This window comes from Saccharopolyspora sp. NPDC000359, assembly GCF_040300525.1.
Lineage (GTDB): Bacteria > Actinomycetota > Actinomycetes > Mycobacteriales > Pseudonocardiaceae > Saccharopolyspora.
The window spans coordinates 102,290-117,941 of record NZ_JBEPDU010000004.1 but is presented as its reverse complement, the minus strand read 5'-3'; the positions used below and the strand labels follow the sequence as shown (position 1 = coordinate 117,941).

Genomic DNA, 15,652 nt, shown 5'->3' with positions numbered 1-15,652 from the left:
GGGCGGTAGAGTACGCGTCGTCCGCTCCTTGTCGACGACGAGGTGCGCATGGTGTTCGCGAGGCCCAGCGTGGCGGCAGTGCACGAGCGCTGCGCCGGAATCCACCACGAACAGGTCCGTCCGGGTAGGTTTTCCTGCGCAGGCCGGGCAGCCTGAGGTCAGGACGACACTTCGCGCGGAGGGGGTCCGGTGGGTTCGACCAAACCAGAGCTTCCCGATGACCAAGCGGTGCGCGCCCACGTGGCCAAGGCCCTCGCCGCCGAGGACATGCGCGACTACGCGATCTTCTCGCTGGACGCCGAAGGCCACGTGGTCAGCTGGAACCCGGGTGCCCAGCGCATCAAGGGCTACACCAGCGACGAGATCATCGGCCAGCACTTCTCCGTCTTCTACCCGCCCGAGCAGGTCGAGTCGCGCTACCCGGACTGGGAGCTGGAGCAGGCGGCCCGGGACGGCTTCTTCATCGACCGGGGCTGGCGGGTGCGCAAGGACGGCAGCCAGTTCTGGGCGCACGTGGTGGTGACCGCCCAGCGCACACCGGCCGGTGACCTGCTCGGGTTCATCAAGGTGACCCGGGACGAGAGCGAAGCGCAAGCGCGCCAGCAGCGGACCCGGCGCCAGTTCAGCGACCTGTTCGAGTTCGCCTCGTCGGGCATTGCGCTGTTCGACAACAGCGGGCGGTTCCTCGACGCCAACCAGGCGCTGTCCGACCTGCTCGGCCACCGCCTCTCCGAGCTGCTCGCGAAGACCGACCGCGACCTGGTGCACGGCAGCGACCCCGGCGCGGGCGGCCTGCTGCCCAGCACCTCACCGCTGACCTCGCCCAGCGGCGTCGGCGACCCGATCCCGCACCGGGTGCTGGCGCGCTCCGACGGCACCCCCGTGCTGTGCCAGGTGCACAGCAAGCCGTCGGTGAGCGAGGCGGGCGGACCGGTGTGGCTGGCCCTCTTCAACGACGTCACCGAGCAGGTCGAGCACCTCGAGGTGCTGCGCTACCAGGCCACCCACGACGAGACCACCGGCCTGCTCAACCGCCGCGGGTTCGAGCACTTCGTGACCACCCTGGCGGGCGGTGACGAAGGTGGGCGGGCGGCCGTGCTGTTCTGCGACCTGGACAACTTCAAGCGGGTCAACGACGCGCTGGGCCACGAAGCCGGGGACGAGCTGCTCCGGGCGGTCGCCGAACGCCTCACCGCGGCACTACCGGCGAAGTGCACCGCGGCGCGCCTCTACGCGGACCAGTTCGTCATCGCATGCGCCGACTCGGAGGCCTGCGGGGGGCTGGACACCCTCACCGAGGAGATCACCGACCTCTTCCGGATGGTCGTGCCGCTGCAGGAGTGGCGGGTCCACGTGTCGGCCTCGGTCGGGGCAGCGGTGCTCTCGCGCAGCACGTTGCCGCTGACCGACATCCTCCGAGCCGCGGAGGCGGAGATGATCGAGGACCGCGTCCGCGGGCAAGGGCGCTCGACCGGCGCGCGCAGCACGGTCCTGCCCGCCCAGACCGACGCCGAGCAGATCAAGCTCGAGCAGCACCTGCGGGAAGCCATCGACAAGGACCACCTGGAGCTGCACTACCAACCCATCGTGGACAGCACCGGCCACGTGATCATGGCCGAGGCGCTGCTGCGCTGGTTCCACGCCGACCTCGGGCGCATCACCCCCGACGTCGTGCTGCGCGTCGCGGAACGCGGCGGGTTGCTGGCCGACCTGGACCGGTGCGTGATGCACCGGGCCCTGCGTGAATCAGCCCACTGGCAGGCACCGGACGGCCACCCGATCGCCGTCACGGTCAACGTGGCCGGGCTGCACCCCGACCAGCCGACGTTCGCCTCCGACGTGCGGGACGCCCTGCGCGCCGCCGACGCCGACCCCGGCCACCTCGTCATCGAGATGGTCGAGACCGTCATCGCCGAGCTCTCACCGGAGTCCCGCAAGGCGATGAGCGACCTCGTCGACACCGGGGTCCGCTTCGCCATCGACGACTTCGGCACCGGCTACTCCTCGCTGGCCCGGCTGCGCAACCTGCCCGCGCAGGTCCTCAAGCTGGACCGCGAGTTCGTCGGCAACGTCTGCATCGACAACAGCGACCTGGGCATCACCCGCGCGGTGGCCGAACTGGCCCGCACGATGAACCGGCTCTGCGTCGCCGAGGGCGTCGAGACCTTCACCCAGTACCACCTGCTGCGGTCCATCGGCATCGACGCCTACCAGGGCTACCTGTTCTCGGCCCCGCTGCCCCCGGCGGACTTCGACACCTTCCTCACCACCACCCCGCTGAGCTGGACCGGCCGCTGACCTCCCCACCCGCCCGGGGTCACCAGGCCGGGCGGCTCGTGGTGCGGCGGCGGAGCTGCCTGGCCGGGACGACGCGGGCCCGGTCGACCGCGACCACGCTGACCAGGATCCCGGCGACCAGCCAGGCCACCAGCTGGAGGACACCGCTGGACGCGCCGCCCGCACCGGTGACGATCGCGGACAGGGCCTGGACCACCCCGTGGGTCGGCAGGAAAGCGCTCGCGCCCTGCAGGGAGCCGGGGATCGTGGAGACCACCCCGGTGGCCGCCGCCAGCACCAGGACCGCGATGCCGATGATGCGCCCGGTGTTGCCGAGCAGGGCGACCAGCGCCTGGTTGAGCGCCACGAACGCCAGGGCCGCCAGCAGGGTCACCCCGGCGAAGGCCGCCCAGGAGCCGAACGACAGGCCCAGGAACGGGGCCAGCGCCGCGCTGACCACGACCGCACCGGTCGTCGCGACCAGCGCCCCCGGCAGCAGCGAGCCGAGGACCAGGCGCCAGGTGGAGCGGCGCGAGCTCGCCGCGCCCTCCGGGACCGCCCTGGTCACCGCGTAGGTGCCCAGCGCCGCGGTCCAGAACGCGATCGCGATCAGCAGCGCGATCAGCGACTTGCCGAAGCCCGGCAGGTCGGACTGCAGCGCGGCCGGGCTGGCCGCGACCGCCTTGAGGTGCTCGCGCTCCTCGTCGGTGTAGTTCGGCAGCTGGTCGACGGCCGGGGCGATCTGGTCGGCGAACTGCCGGTTGCCGTCGGCGACCTGCTCGGCGCCGGAGACCAGCTGGCCCACCCCGCCGTCGAGTTCTTGCACGCCCCCGTCGAGCGCCTGGACACCGCCGTTGAGCTCGTTCAAGCCGCCGGAGAGCTGCTGCGCGCCGTCGCTGAGCTGCGCACCACCGTCGGCCAGCTGGCCGATCCCGCCGACCAGTTGACCGGAGGAGTCGGCGAGCATCCGGGTGCCCATGGCGACCTGCTCGGAGCCGAACGCCAGGCCCTCGAACCCGTCACGGGCCTGCTGCACCGGCTGCTGGATCTTGGACTTGAGGCCGTCCAGCAGGCCTTCCCGCTCGGTGATCTGGTCGACCTGCTCGCGAAGCCGGGTGCAGAAGTCCGAGGTCAGGCCGTCGGTCGGGCACTGCTCGGCGATCTTGGCGAGGCCGCTGAGGTCGGGGGAGTCGGGGATCTGGTCGGTGGCGGCCAGGATCTGGTCGGCGAGCGGGACGAACTGGTCGGCCATCGCGCGGTTGCCCGCCGCGACCTGCTCCGCCCCGTCGGCGAGCTGCCGGGTCTGCTCCGGCATCTGCGACACCTGCTGGTGCAGCTGGTCCAAGCCGCCGGAGAGCTGCTTCGCGCCGTCGGCGAGTTGCGCGCCGCCGTCAGCCAACTGCGGCACGCCGCCCGCGAGTTCACCGACCCCACCGGAGAGCTGACCCACGCCGTCGGCCAGCTGCCTGGTGCCGTCGGCGAGCTGCCCGCTGCCGTCGGCCAGCTGCCGCGCGCCGTCAGCGGCGGTGCCCAGCTGGCCGTGCATCTCCGAGAAACCGCCGTAGAAGCCGTCCAGCAGCATCTCCAGGATCTGCTGGTTGAACACCGAAACGCTCTGCCGCGCCGCGGCTTCCACCGCCGTCGCGTCGGCCGGGGCCGCCACCGGGGAGGTCTCCACGGTGATCCCAGCGTGCGTGGCGTCCAGCGGCTCGCCGGTCAGCACCGACGCGGTGTTGCGGGAGAACGCCTCGGGGATGGTCACCGCCGCCGCGTAGCGGCCGTCCGCCAAGCCCTCCTCGGCGTCCTCGGCCGCGGTGATCTGCCAGACGTAGCCGGAGTCGGTGCTGTTGACCAGCTTCGCCGCCATCTCGCGGCCGAGCGGTGCCAGCTGCCCGTTGATGGTGGCCGGCTCGTCGGCGTTGACCACCGCGACCTTCGCCGCGCCGTGCTGGGTCATCGGAGCCCAGAAGGCCCAGGCCAGCACGCCGACGACGAGCACCGGGACAAGGGCCAGCCCGATCCAGGTGAAGCGTCCGACCGAGCCCCCGGAACGCCGGGTGGCCTGCGTGAACGGGTTCCTCATCGTTTTCACACCTCCTGGAGGCGGCCCGCGAGCACGCCCGGGCGCGCGGAAAGCCGCAGAACGTCGACCCGGTGCTCCGGCAGCAGGTCGGAGACCAGGCTCGGGTTCTGGTACGTCACGACGAAGCCCACCGGCGAACCGTCCGGGGTGGACGTGCCGGGGAGCAGGGCGGCCAGCTGGCGGCGCTGGTCGGCGTCGGCGATCGCGTCGGCCTCGTCCAGCAGCACCAGCCGCACGCCCTCGGCCACCGCCTGCCGCACCTCGGCGGCGGGTTCGGCGCTGGTCCGGCAGTGCACCAGCGCGGTGCGCGAGCGAACCGCCCGCGCCCGCTGCGGCAGCAGCAGCCCGGTCACCCGCAGGTCGCCCCGCACGGTGCGGACCCGGCCGCCTAGCGCGTGCAGCAGCGCGGAGGTGTCCGCGTCGTCGCCCTCCACCGCGAGCACGCCGCCGGGCCGCAGGTTGATCCGAATCCTGCCGAGCACCTGGTCACCGCGGTCGTCGTGGATGCTCAGGTCGCGGGCGCTGACCACCTCGTCGTTGCCCGGCCAGTCGGACAGCCGCAGCTCGTGCTGCAGCGCCTCGCCCTCCACGTCCAGCGCGGGAAGTCGGCGGGCCAGCCAGCGCGGCAGCCACCAGGCCTTGTCGCCGAGCAGCGCCATCACCGCGGGCACCAGCGTCATCCGCACCACGAAGGCGTCGACGAACACGCCGACGGCGAGCCCGAACGCGATGGGCTTGATGTTGGAGTCACCGTGCGGGACGAACGCGGCGAACACCGAGATCATGATGACCGCGGCGGCCACCACCACCGGGGCGACGTTGGTGAAGCCGGACTCGATGGCCCGCTTGGCGTCGCCGTGGTGGGTGTACTCCTCGCGCATCCGGGAGACCAGGAAGACCTCGTAGTCCATGGCCAGCCCGAACAGGATCGCCATCAGCAGGATCGGCATGAAGCTGATGACCCCGCCGACGTGCGACACGTTCAGCGGACCGGCCAGGTGCCCTTCGTTGAACACGAACGCGACCGCGCCGAAGGTGGCGCCGACCGACAGCAGATAGCCGAGCGCGGCCTTGACCGGCACCCACACCGACCGGAACACCATCGCCAGCAGCACCAGCGTCAGGCCCACCACGATGATCGCGAACGGCAGCAGCGCGTCGAAGAGCTTCTCGGACAGGTCGATGCCGATCGCGGTCACGCCGGTCACCGCGATGCCGGAGCCGTACACCTCCTCGAAGTGCGGGCTCATGTCGCGCAGCCGGTGCACCAGGTCGGCGGTCTCCTCGGCCTCGCCGCCGGTGGTCGGGACCACCTGGATGATGCCGGTGTCGATGGTCGGGTTCGGGGTGGCCATCGGCACCGCGGCGACGCCGGGCATCGCCCGGATCTCGTCGGCGATGCCGTTGACCACGCCCAGCGGGTCCTGGCTGCCGATGATGTCGGTGGTGATCATCAGCGGGCTGTTGAAGCCGGGGCCGAAGGTCTCGGCGATGTGGTCGTAGGTGTCGCGCGCCGGGGTGCCCACGGCCTGCGCGCCCGCGTCGGGCACCGACAGCTTCAGGTTCGCCATCGGCAGCGTGCACACGCCGAGACCGGCGATGACCACGACGATGGTGACCAGCGGCGCCTTGGTGACCGCCCGCACCCAGGTCAGGGCGAACGGGCGGCGCTCCCGCCGCGGCTTGGCGGCGCGGCGGCGCCGCACCTTGACCGGCCGCAGCCGCTCGCCGGCGAAGCTGAGCAGCGCCGGGATCATGGTCAGCGCCACCGCGACGCCGATCGCGATCGCGACCCCGGCCAGCACGCCCATCGTGGTCAGGAAGGTGATGCCGGGAACCGCCAGCGCCAGCAGCGCGATGATCACGGTGACCCCGGCGAAGATCACCGCCGAACCCGCGGTGGCCACCGAGCGCGCGATCGACTCGGTGACACCGACTCCGGCGGCCAGCTGCTCGCGGTGCCGCGACACGATGAACAGCGAGTAGTCGATGCCGACGGCCAGGCCCAGCATCATGCCGAGCATCGGCGCGGCGGAGGAGACCTCGGTGAGCGCGGTGGTCAGCAGCACGATCGTCATCGAAACGCCGACGCCTACCAGCGCGGTGACCAGCGGCATCACTGCGGCGACCAGCGAGCGCAGCAACAGCAGCAGCACGAGCAGCGCGACGACCACGCCGACCGCCTCGGTGGCGCCGAGCTCGGGCATGGCGTTGGCGAAGATGTCCCCGCCGACGTCCACCGAAGCACCCGCGCCGAGCTGCTGCTCCAGCGCGTCGGCCTCGCTGAGCAAATCGTCCTTGACCTGGTCGGGGACGTCCAGCGGCGGGAAGTCGAACTGCATGTTGATCAGGCCGGTGCGGCGGTCCTCGGTGACCTGGTTGCCGACCATCTCGTCCAGCGGGCTCATCGCCGCCTGCACGCCGTCCCACTCCGAGACGCGGTCGATGAGCCCCTCGAAGGCCTCCCGGGCCTGCGGCGAGTCCACCTGCTGGCCCTCGGGCACGGTGAACACCAGCTGCGCGCGCGAGCCGGTCATCTGCGGGAAGACGTTGTTGAGGTGGTCCAGCGCCTCCTGCGACTCGGCGCCGGGGATCTCGAGGGTGGTCTCCATGCCCTGCTGCAGGAAGAACGCGCCCCCACCCAGCACGGCGAGCAGTGCCAGCCACGCGACCAGCACCCATGCCCTGGCGCGGACCACGGCCCGCCCGAGTCGGTACAGCAAAGACGACAACCGGAACACTCCCGCAACGAAGACTCGATACACGGCGCATGCGATACGCGGCGCATGCGATACACGATGTATTCGATGCACACTGTATATTTCCCGAGATCCCCGGCGGCCACCTCGCGGGGGAAACTGTGAGGCGAAACACTGGGCAGGAGACTCGAGGTCATGACCGAGCAGCCACCACGACGCGAGACCCGTCGCCGAGCGGAGACCCGCCGACGGCTGGTCGCCGCTGCCCGGGACGTGTTCCTCGAACACAGCATCCGGGACACGCCGGTGGAGCTGATCTGCGAAGCGGCCGGGTTCAGCCGCGGCGCCTTCTACTCCAACTTCGCGACGAAGGAGGACCTGTTCCTCGCCGTCTACGAGGAGGAGATGGCCGCCCGCATCGACCAAACCCGCGAGATCATCGAGAAGGCCGTCGCCCCCACCGGGGAGCAGCGCTCGGTGCACGAGGCGATCGTGACGATCGGCGCGGCATGCGCGGAGTCGCTGGTGGCGGACAAGACCTGGTACCTCCTGCTGACGGAGTTCCGCGCGCACGCCCTGCGCAGCTCGGAACTGCGCCTGCGCGCGGGCGAGTACCTGGAGCAGGTCCACGAAGAGGTGGCGGCCCTGATGCAGCACGCCCTGGACGAGATGGGCATGCGCTCCGAGGTCGACACCCGGGACGCGGTCCGAGCCCTGATCGCGATCTACGACGCGGAACTGGAGAGGGCGGTCTTCAGCAACACCGACCCCAACATGGGCACCCTGTTCACGGAGATCTTCCCCCGAGTAGCAGCAGCCCTCATCGCCCCCCAGGAAACCTGAGCAACCAGCGAGCTGTCTCCCCGCGAGCGCACCCGTGCATGCGGGGCCGACCGCCCACGTGATGCCAGTGGGGATCGCACACCTGGTTCCACGGTGTGATCCCGCTGAGACCACACGACCTCCCGGCGTGCCACCGGTGTGTCGGGCACGCGACACGCCGGTGACGGCGCAGTTTCAATTGAAACTGCGCCCTTTGCCCACTCATGTTCGAGGTTTCAATTGAAACTGCGGTCCCGTCGCCCGGGACTACAGTTTCAACTGAAACTGTGAACCCTCGTGGTCACCGGGTGCGGAGGTAGGTGGTGAGCATGGTGACCAGTTCTTCTTCCAGGTGAGTGGGGTTGATCTCGCCGGGGGTGGCGATGAGGGGGTGGACCGTGTACTCCACTGTGGACGCCACCAGGTGGGTTGCGGTGTGCTTGTCCTGGACGTGTACCTCGGGGTGGTTGTTGAGCAGGTCGTGGAGGTTGGTGTGGATCTCCCGCTGGTGCTGGGCCATGAGCTCCAGGAGTTCGGTGGAGCGGGGGGCCTGGTCGGACAGGATGCGGAGGAGACGGGGGTCGTCGTGGTGGTTGTCGATCACCGCTCGGACGAAGGCGCGGATGATGTCCTCCAGCGGTTCCTCCTGGTGGCGGAGGGTTTCGGCGGACCGGTCGGCCTCCAGGTGGCGGGTCAGGAGTTCGGCCAGGATCGCGTCCTTGTTCGGGTAGTACTGGTACAGCGAGCCGATCGAGATCCCCGCGCGCTCGGCGATCCGGTTCGTGGTGCCCGCGGCGTAGCCGTGCTCGGCGAAAACGCGAGCAGCCGCGGTGAGGATGCGCTGCCGGGTCAGCTCCGCGCGGACCTGGCGCGGCTGTTTGCGCGGTTGGAGGCGGCGTTGCTCCGCGGCCATGGGACCCCCTGCGAATCGATGTGAAAGCGAGTAGCGAACAAGCCGAGCAATTGCTCATGATTGTGTCATGACCAGCAACAACACCGTCACGCGGACGCGTCCGCGGCGGATCTCCGCGGCCGCCGTCCGGGCTCGGCTCGGGGAGCCCGAGGCGATGATCGAGGCGAAGGTCCTGGACCACGTCGACCGGCACTCGCACCGCTTCATCGCGCACTCCCCGTTCCTGTCGATGGCCACCTCGGACGCCACCGGCCTGCCCGACTGCTCCCCGCGCGGCGACTACCCGGGGTTCGTCAAGGTCCTCGACGAGCGCACGCTCGCGATCCCCGACCGGCCGGGCAACAAGCTCGCCGACTCGTTCCGCAACCTCGCCGAGAACGACGGCATCGGCCTGATGTTCGTCGTCCCCGGCGTGCGGGAGGTGCTGCGCGTCAACGGTCGCGCGTACCCCACCGACGAACCGGACGTGCTCGCCCGGATGCGGATCGAGGGCAGGGACGCGGAGCTGGCCATCGTGGTGGAGGTGGCGGAGGTCTTCTTCCACTGCGGTCGGGCGCTGATCCGGTCCCGGCTGTGGGATCCCGCCAGCCAGTCCTTGGCCGACGAGTTGCCGCCCGCGGCCGAGGTGGCCGCCGAGCAGATGGGCGGGGTCGTCGACCGGGCGGCGATGGAGCAGGTCCTGGAAGCCGGTTACCGGCAGCTGTACTGAGGAGGCCCGACCATGCAGCGAACCATCCTCGAGGAGCTGGAGCCGGTCGCCGATGGCGTCGTCTCGCTCGTCCTGCGCGGTGCCGACGGCCCGCTGGCGCCCTGGGAGCCGGGCGCGCACGTCGACCTGGCCTTGCCCAACTGGCTGACCAGGCAGTACTCGCTGTGCGGGGACCCGGCCGACCGCGACCGCTACCGCGTAGCCGTCCGCCACGACCGGCTCAGCCGGGGCGGCTCGGAGTACGTCCACCTGTTCCTGCGCACCGGCCGCGCACTCGGGGTGTCGTTGCCGCGCAACAACTTCCCGCTGCTGCCCGCGCCGGACTACCTGTTCCTGGCCGGGGGCATCGGCATCACGCCGATCGTGCCGATGCTGACGGCGGCGGTTGAGGCGGGAGCCTCGGCGACGCTGGTGTACGTGGGCCGGGACGTGGCCACCATGCCGTTCGTGGCGGAACTCCGGGCGGCGCACGGAGATCGGGTGCGGATCCACGCCACCGAGCAGCACGGCAGGCCCGTCTTCGCCGAGCTGGCAAGCGCGCTCAGCCCGGAATCGCTTGTGTACTGCTGCGGGCCCGCGCCGATGCTCGACGCGGCCGAGGCGGCGTTCCCCGCGCAGCAGCTGCACATCGAGCGCTTCCGGCCGGAGCCGAAGCAGTTCGCCCCGAACGAACCGTTCGAGGTGCACTGCGCGCGCTCTGGGCGGACAGTGCTGGTCGGTGCCGAGGAGTCCGTGCTCAACGCGTTGCACCACGCGGGCCACCCGGTGCCGTCGGGTTGCCGCGAGGGGGTGTGCGGCAGCTGCGAGATCACCGTCCTGGACGGGGAGCCGGAGCACCGCGACGACATCGGGGCCGCGCCTGGTCGCATGTACTGCTGCGTCTCGCGCGCCCTCTCGCCCCGGCTGGTCGTCGACCTCTGAATCGTGCCCGTTGCCGTGGGTGATGGCGCGGTCGCCCTCGGAATTCGTTGCCAGAACTGGATTTCGGTCGGGGCGGAGGTATTGGAAACTTACTTCGGATGACGTATAAAGTAGCGCATGTCCGAGGTCATCGAGCGTTCCGCGCCCACTGGGAACGAGGCCCTGCGGCGCATCCGCACCGATGCCGTGCTCGCCGCGCTGCGGGAGCACGGGCCGGTTTCGCGCACTGAGCTCGCCGGGTTGACCGGTTACCGTCCGTCGTCGTTGACCGAGATCGTGCGCGAGCTGATGGGCAGCGGGCACGTCGTCGAGGTCGGTGCCGGGGACTCCTCCGGTGGGCGTCGGCCGCGGATGCTCGCGTTCAACCCCGCCGCCGAGTCGCTCATCGCCGTTTCCCTGGAGGGGGAGCAGGCGCGCGTTTCGGTGGTCGACCTCGCCGGGGAACTGCTCGGCGGGTACAGCCGGGTCATCGAGCCGGACGCGCCGCTGGACGGGCTGACCGACGTCATCCAGCTCGCGCTGGAGAAGCACCCCAAGCCCCGGCCCGGCCGCGTCGTGTTCTCGCTGCCTGGCGTGGCCACCGCGGAGGGGGCCGTGGCGCTGTCACCGGTGCTGGAGTCGTTGGGGGAGCGGTCGCTCACCGAGGAGTTGACCGAGCGGGTCGGGTTGCCCGTGCAGGCCTCCAACGACGTCAACCTGATCGCGCTGGGGGAGTGCGAGCGCGGTGCTGCGGCCGATGTGGACGACCTCGTGCTCATCTACGTCGGGTACGGCATCGGCGCCGCCATCCTCAGCGGTGGAACGCTCTGCCGCGGCGCCGCCGGGTTCGCCGGTGAGATCGGCTTCCTGCCCGCCGGGCTGCCGCCCGCGCCGCACAGCGGCGGGCGCGGCGAGTTCGAGCGGCGGTGGAGCGTCCCCGGGATCCGGCAGGCGCTGTCCGAACTGGACGGTCGGGCCACCGCCGCCCCGGTCGCCGAGCTGGCCGCTCGGGCCGGTGAACCTGCCGTAGCCGCGCTGCGCAGGCAGGTCATCGAGGCGTGGGCCTACGCCGCCATCGTCTGCGCGTGCGTGGTCAACCCGGCACGCGTGGTCTTCGCCGGAGCCGCCACCGAACTCGGGCCGGACGGGTTGGCCGAACTGGCCGCGCTCGTCGGTTCGGCGGCCCCGTCGGCACCCGAGGTCGTGTTCGCCGAGCTCGGGACCCGCGCGCTGCACATCGGCGCGGTTTCCCCATCCCTGATCACCCTGGCTGCCGACGCGCAGCCCACGCGCGAAGGATGACCATGCGCAGAATCCTCTCCCTCCTGGCCAGCGTGCTGGCGCTGGCCGTCCTGGCCACCGGGTGCGGGCTGAACGCCGCCGGTGGCGACTCCGGCCTGACCATCTACACCGCCCGCGACAAGGCGCTCGCCGAAGCCGTGGTCAAGGACTTCGAGGCCGCCTACCCCGAGTACCAGGGCAAGGTCCGGCTCCTCACGCTCGGCGCGCAGGAAGCCGCCGAGCGGGTCGCGGCCGAGCGCGGCCGCCCGCAGGCCGACATCTGGTGGGGCGGTTCCCAGCAGCAGTTCTCCCAGGCCGCCAACGACGGCCTGCTCGCCCCGGTGCCCGACCAGGTGCGCGACCGGATCCCGGAGCGCTACCGGGACCCCGAGGGCCGCTGGGTCGGCGAGATGATCCTCGCCGAGGTCGTCTTCTACAACGACCAGATGCTCACCCCGGAGCAGGCCCCCAAGGACTGGGACGACCTGATCAAGCCGGAGTACGAGGACAAGGTCGTCGTCCGCGACGTCGCCGCCTCCGGCACGATGCGCAGCATCTACTCGGCGATGATCAGCCGCAACAGCACGCCGGAGGACCCCGAGCCCGGCTACGACTGGCTGCGCGCGCTGGACGCCAACACCAAGATCTACGCGGCCAACCCGACCGACCTCTACCTGCGCATCCAGCGGCAGGAGGCGCCGATCAGCGTGTGGAACCTGCAGGACGTCATGCTGCAGCAGAAGAAGACCGGCGCCCCGTTCAAGCCGGTGGCCACCACCTCCGGCGTGCCGCAGCTGATCGACGGCGTGGCCAAGGTCAAGGACGGCCCGAACGCGGCCGCCGCCGACAAGTTCCTCGACTTCCTGCTCGGCGTGGACAAGCAGCAGCAGCTGGCCGAGGAGTACTACCAGATCCCGACCGTCGAGCAGGCCGGTGAGCCGAGCTGGCTGGCCCCGCTCGGACTGCACGAGATGCCGGTGGACTGGGAGCTCGCCGCGGCCAAGGAGTCCGAGTGGATCTCCTACTGGAGCGAGCACATCAAGAACCAGAACTGACGCTCGACCCGGCGGTGCGGGCGCCCCGGCCCGCACCGCCCGCCGACCCAGCCCCCCAGTCGTCCCGCCGCAGTTGCGGCAGAGCACGGAGCGACCAGCATGATCCCCGTTCGCCTCGATCGCGTCGGCAAGAGCTACGGCTCCGCCGCGCCGGTCGTGCACGACATCGACGTGACGATCGAGTCCGGTGAGTTCTTCACGCTCCTGGGCCCGTCCGGTTGCGGCAAGTCGACCACGCTGCGCATGATCGCCGGTTTCGTCACGCCCACCAGCGGCCGAATCCTGTTCGGCGGGCGCGACATCACCACCACCCCGCCGAACAAGCGGGGCACCGGCATGGTGTTCCAGAACTACGCGCTGTTCCCGCACTACGACGTCGCGCAGAACGTCGCCTACGGGCTGGTGACCCGCAAGGTCGCCAAGGCCGAGCGCGCCGAGCGGGTCGCCGCCGCGCTAGCCGCGGTGGGCCTGGAGGGCTACGCGGACCGGCGCATCGACCAGCTCTCCGGCGGCCAGCAGCAGCGCGTCGCGCTGGCCCGCGCGCTGGTCATCTCGCCGTCGGTGCTGCTGCTCGACGAGCCGTTGTCCAACTTGGACGCCAAGCTGCGCGAGGAGACCCGGGTGCAGATCCGGCGTGCGCAGCGGGACGCGGGAATCACCAGCGTCTACGTCACGCACGACCAGGCCGAGGCGATGGCCATGAGCGACCGGATCGCCGTGCTGGAGTCCGGCAAGCTGCACCAGGTCGGCACCCCGCGCGAGGTCTACCACCAGCCCGCGACCGCCTTCGTGGCCAAGTTCATCGGCGGCAGCAACGTGCTGGACGCCGAGGTCGTGGAGGTCTCCGGCGACCGGGCCGTGGTGGAGCTGGCCGGGTCCGGCGCGAAGCTGTCCGCCGGTGGCGCCGAGGGGACCAGCAGCGGCGAGCGGGTCGCGGTGTCGGTCCGGCCCGAGCACTTCGAGCTCACCGAGCCGGGGGAGGGCAGCTTCGACGCCGTGGTGCGCGCCGTGGAGTTCACCGGCGCGACCTGCCAGTTCGAGCTGCAGGCGGAGGACCTGGCGCTGTCGGTCGCGGTGCCGGACCGGCCCGGCCTGCCGCGGCCCGGTGACGGCGTGGGCCTGCGCCCCGACGCCGAGCACGCCTGGCTGGTGCAGCCGTGAGCGCCCCGACCGCGGCCCCGAAGGCGCGGCGCAGGCTGCCCGCGACCGACGGCGACCGGTTCGTCTACGTGCTGGCCATCCCGGTCGTGCTGGTGCTGCTGTTCCTGGTCGTCATCCCGATGGCGACCACGGCGGTCACCTCGGCGGGCGGCAACGGCTTCGCCACCAACTACGGCAGCCTGTTCGGCGGCAGCTCCGGGCAGGCGCTGCTGCTGTCGCTGGTGACCTCGCTGCTCTCGGTCTTCTTCTGCGGCGTGCTCGGCACGCTGCTCGCGGTGCTGCTGCACCGCTTCGACTTTCCCGGCCGCCGGGCCCTCTCGGTGTTCGCGGTGCTGCCGATGGCCCTGCCGCCGCTGATCGGCGCGGTGTCCTTCGTGCTGCTCTACAGCGAGACCGGCATCCTGCCGCGCACCCTCAGCGCGCTGCTCGGCATCGACCCGGCGACCACCTCGGTCAGCGGCCTGGCGGGCGTGGTCCTGGTGCACGCCTTCACCATGTACCCGTACTTCTACCTGTCGGTGTCGGCCGCGCTGGCCGGGATGGACGGGTCGCTGGAGGAAGCCGCGACCAACCTCGGCGCCGGTCGGGTCCGGGTGTGGCGCACGGTGCTGCTGCCGATGCTCACCCCGGCGCTGGTGTCCGGTGCGCTGCTGACGTTCATGATGTCGATGGCGTCGTTCACCGCGCCGCAGCTGTACAACGTGCAGACGCTGACGATGGAGATCGTCTCGGCGCGCACCTCCGGCAACGCCGCGCTCGCCGCCGCCCAGTCCACCGCGCTGTCGCTGGTGTCCATCGCGTTCCTGATGAGCATGCGCTGGTACCAGGGCCGCCGCGTGCACCGCAGCCTCTCCAAGGGCACCCCGAGCGCACGGCGGGCACCGGCCTCCGCGCTGGCGAAGGTCGCCGCCGCGCTGGGCAGCCTGCTGCTGACCGTCGTGCTGCTGGCGCCGGTGCTGGTGATCGTGCTGGTGTCGTTCTCCGTCGACGGGGCGTGGACCACGCAGGTGCTGCCGTCCGAGTACACGGTGGACAACTACCTGCGGATCTTCGCCGAGCCGCAGAGCCTGCTGCCGATCTCGGTCAGCGTGCAGACCAGCCTGCTGGCCACCGCGTTCGCGATCGTCATCGGCGCGGCCGCCGCGTGGGTGGTGGCCCGGTGGCGCAAGCCCGGCCGGGGCGTGCTGGACGTGGTCATCATGCTGCCGTGGGCGCTGCCCGGCACGGTCATCGGCGTCAACCTGGTGACCGCGTTCAACGAGCCCGGCCCGGGGAACCTCGGGTTGACGCTGGTCGGCACGCTGTGGATCCTGCCGGTCGCCTACTTCGTGCGGTTCGTGCCGCTGGTGTTCCGCTCCACCAGCGCCTCCCTGGAGCAGCTCGACCCGTCGCTGGAGGAAGCCGCGCGCAACCTCGGCGCGGGGCCCATGCGGGTGCTGCGCACCATCACGCTGCCGCTGGTGCTGCGCGGGGTGCTCGCGGGCGCGCTGCTGGCCTTCGTCGACGGGGTCGGCGAGTACGTGGCCTCGGTGGTGATCTACCCGCCCGGCCTGCCGCCGATGTCGGTGGAGATCTACAACCGGATCTACTCCTCGGAGTTCGGCACCGCGGCGGCCTACGGCGCGCTGCAGATCGTGCTGATCCTGATCGTCCTGGCGGTGTCCAACCGGCTCGGCCAGGGGCCGCGCCAGAAGCGGCCCGGTTCCGCGGTCGTGCCCGCCGCGTGACACATCCACAGTGGAAAGAGTTGCT

Annotated in this window: 11 protein-coding genes; 8 read left to right on the top strand and 3 right to left on the bottom strand. The window is 71.1% G+C overall.

Going from position 1 to position 15,652, the window contains the following annotated elements:
• Positions 1 to 189: 189 nt before the first annotated feature.
• Entirely contained in the window at positions 190 to 2,298 is a 2,109-nt protein-coding gene (locus ABT324_RS04645) for a putative bifunctional diguanylate cyclase/phosphodiesterase (RefSeq protein ID WP_351171592.1), read from the top strand.
• 19 nt (positions 2,299 to 2,317) lie between these two features.
• On the opposite strand, the gene ABT324_RS04640 is transcribed toward ABT324_RS04645, so the two are convergent.
• Positions 2,318 to 4,360 (bottom strand): ABC transporter permease, encoded by a 2,043-nt coding sequence (locus ABT324_RS04640; RefSeq protein WP_351171589.1) that lies wholly within the window; start codon positions 4,358 to 4,360, stop codon positions 2,318 to 2,320.
• Positions 4,361 to 4,365: 5 nt separating this feature from the next.
• On the bottom strand, positions 4,366 to 7,092 hold the full coding sequence (locus ABT324_RS04635; protein WP_351171586.1) for an MMPL family transporter: 2,727 nt from the start codon (positions 7,090 to 7,092) through the stop codon (positions 4,366 to 4,368).
• A gap of 162 nt (positions 7,093 to 7,254) precedes the next feature.
• On the opposite strand from ABT324_RS04635, the gene ABT324_RS04630 reads away from it, so the two are divergent.
• Positions 7,255 to 7,902 carry a TetR/AcrR family transcriptional regulator gene (locus ABT324_RS04630; RefSeq protein ID WP_351171583.1) on the top strand — a complete coding sequence of 216 codons (648 nt, stop codon included), beginning with the start codon at positions 7,255 to 7,257 and terminating at the stop codon, positions 7,900 to 7,902.
• A gap of 280 nt (positions 7,903 to 8,182) precedes the next feature.
• On the opposite strand, the gene ABT324_RS04625 is transcribed toward ABT324_RS04630, so the two are convergent.
• A complete protein-coding gene (locus ABT324_RS04625; protein WP_351171580.1) occupies positions 8,183 to 8,794 on the bottom strand; it encodes a TetR/AcrR family transcriptional regulator in 612 nt (203 codons plus the stop codon).
• Positions 8,795 to 8,861: 67 nt separating this feature from the next.
• On the opposite strand from ABT324_RS04625, the gene ABT324_RS04620 reads away from it, so the two are divergent.
• The 6 genes from ABT324_RS04620 to ABT324_RS04595 all read left to right on the top strand — a co-directional run bounded on the left by ABT324_RS04620 (position 8,862) and on the right by ABT324_RS04595 (position 15,627).
• Positions 8,862 to 9,503, top strand: coding sequence for an MSMEG_1061 family FMN-dependent PPOX-type flavoprotein (locus ABT324_RS04620; RefSeq protein ID WP_351171578.1), 642 nt, complete (start codon positions 8,862 to 8,864; stop codon positions 9,501 to 9,503).
• 12 nt (positions 9,504 to 9,515) lie between these two features.
• Entirely contained in the window at positions 9,516 to 10,424 is a 909-nt protein-coding gene (locus ABT324_RS04615) for a PDR/VanB family oxidoreductase (protein WP_351171575.1), read from the top strand.
• A gap of 117 nt (positions 10,425 to 10,541) precedes the next feature.
• Positions 10,542 to 11,705, top strand: coding sequence for an ROK family transcriptional regulator (locus ABT324_RS04610; RefSeq protein WP_351171572.1), 1,164 nt, complete (start codon positions 10,542 to 10,544; stop codon positions 11,703 to 11,705).
• Between the two features lie 2 nt (positions 11,706 to 11,707).
• On the top strand, positions 11,708 to 12,739 hold the full coding sequence (locus ABT324_RS04605; RefSeq protein WP_351171569.1) for an extracellular solute-binding protein: 1,032 nt from the start codon (positions 11,708 to 11,710) through the stop codon (positions 12,737 to 12,739).
• 99 nt (positions 12,740 to 12,838) lie between these two features.
• A complete protein-coding gene (locus ABT324_RS04600) occupies positions 12,839 to 13,900 on the top strand; it encodes an ABC transporter ATP-binding protein (RefSeq protein ID WP_351171566.1) in 1,062 nt (353 codons plus the stop codon).
• Entirely contained in the window at positions 13,897 to 15,627 is a 1,731-nt protein-coding gene (locus ABT324_RS04595) for an ABC transporter permease (protein WP_351171563.1), read from the top strand. The genes ABT324_RS04600 and ABT324_RS04595 overlap by 4 nt, the downstream gene beginning before the upstream one ends.
• The last annotated feature ends 25 nt before the right edge of the window (positions 15,628 to 15,652 follow it).

Coding starts and splice junctions, on each gene's coding strand:
- ABT324_RS04640 (WP_351171589.1), bottom strand. CDS start 4,360: ATGAGGAACCCGTTCACGCAGGCCACCCGGCGTTCCGGGGGCTCGGTC.
- ABT324_RS04630 (WP_351171583.1), top strand. CDS start 7,255: ATGACCGAGCAGCCACCACGACGCGAGACCCGTCGCCGAGCGGAGACC.
- ABT324_RS04625 (WP_351171580.1), bottom strand. CDS start 8,794: ATGGCCGCGGAGCAACGCCGCCTCCAACCGCGCAAACAGCCGCGCCAG.
- ABT324_RS04620 (WP_351171578.1), top strand. CDS start 8,862: ATGACCAGCAACAACACCGTCACGCGGACGCGTCCGCGGCGGATCTCC.
- ABT324_RS04615 (WP_351171575.1), top strand. CDS start 9,516: ATGCAGCGAACCATCCTCGAGGAGCTGGAGCCGGTCGCCGATGGCGTC.
- ABT324_RS04610 (WP_351171572.1), top strand. CDS start 10,542: ATGTCCGAGGTCATCGAGCGTTCCGCGCCCACTGGGAACGAGGCCCTG.
- ABT324_RS04605 (WP_351171569.1), top strand. CDS start 11,708: ATGCGCAGAATCCTCTCCCTCCTGGCCAGCGTGCTGGCGCTGGCCGTC.
- ABT324_RS04600 (WP_351171566.1), top strand. CDS start 12,839: ATGATCCCCGTTCGCCTCGATCGCGTCGGCAAGAGCTACGGCTCCGCC.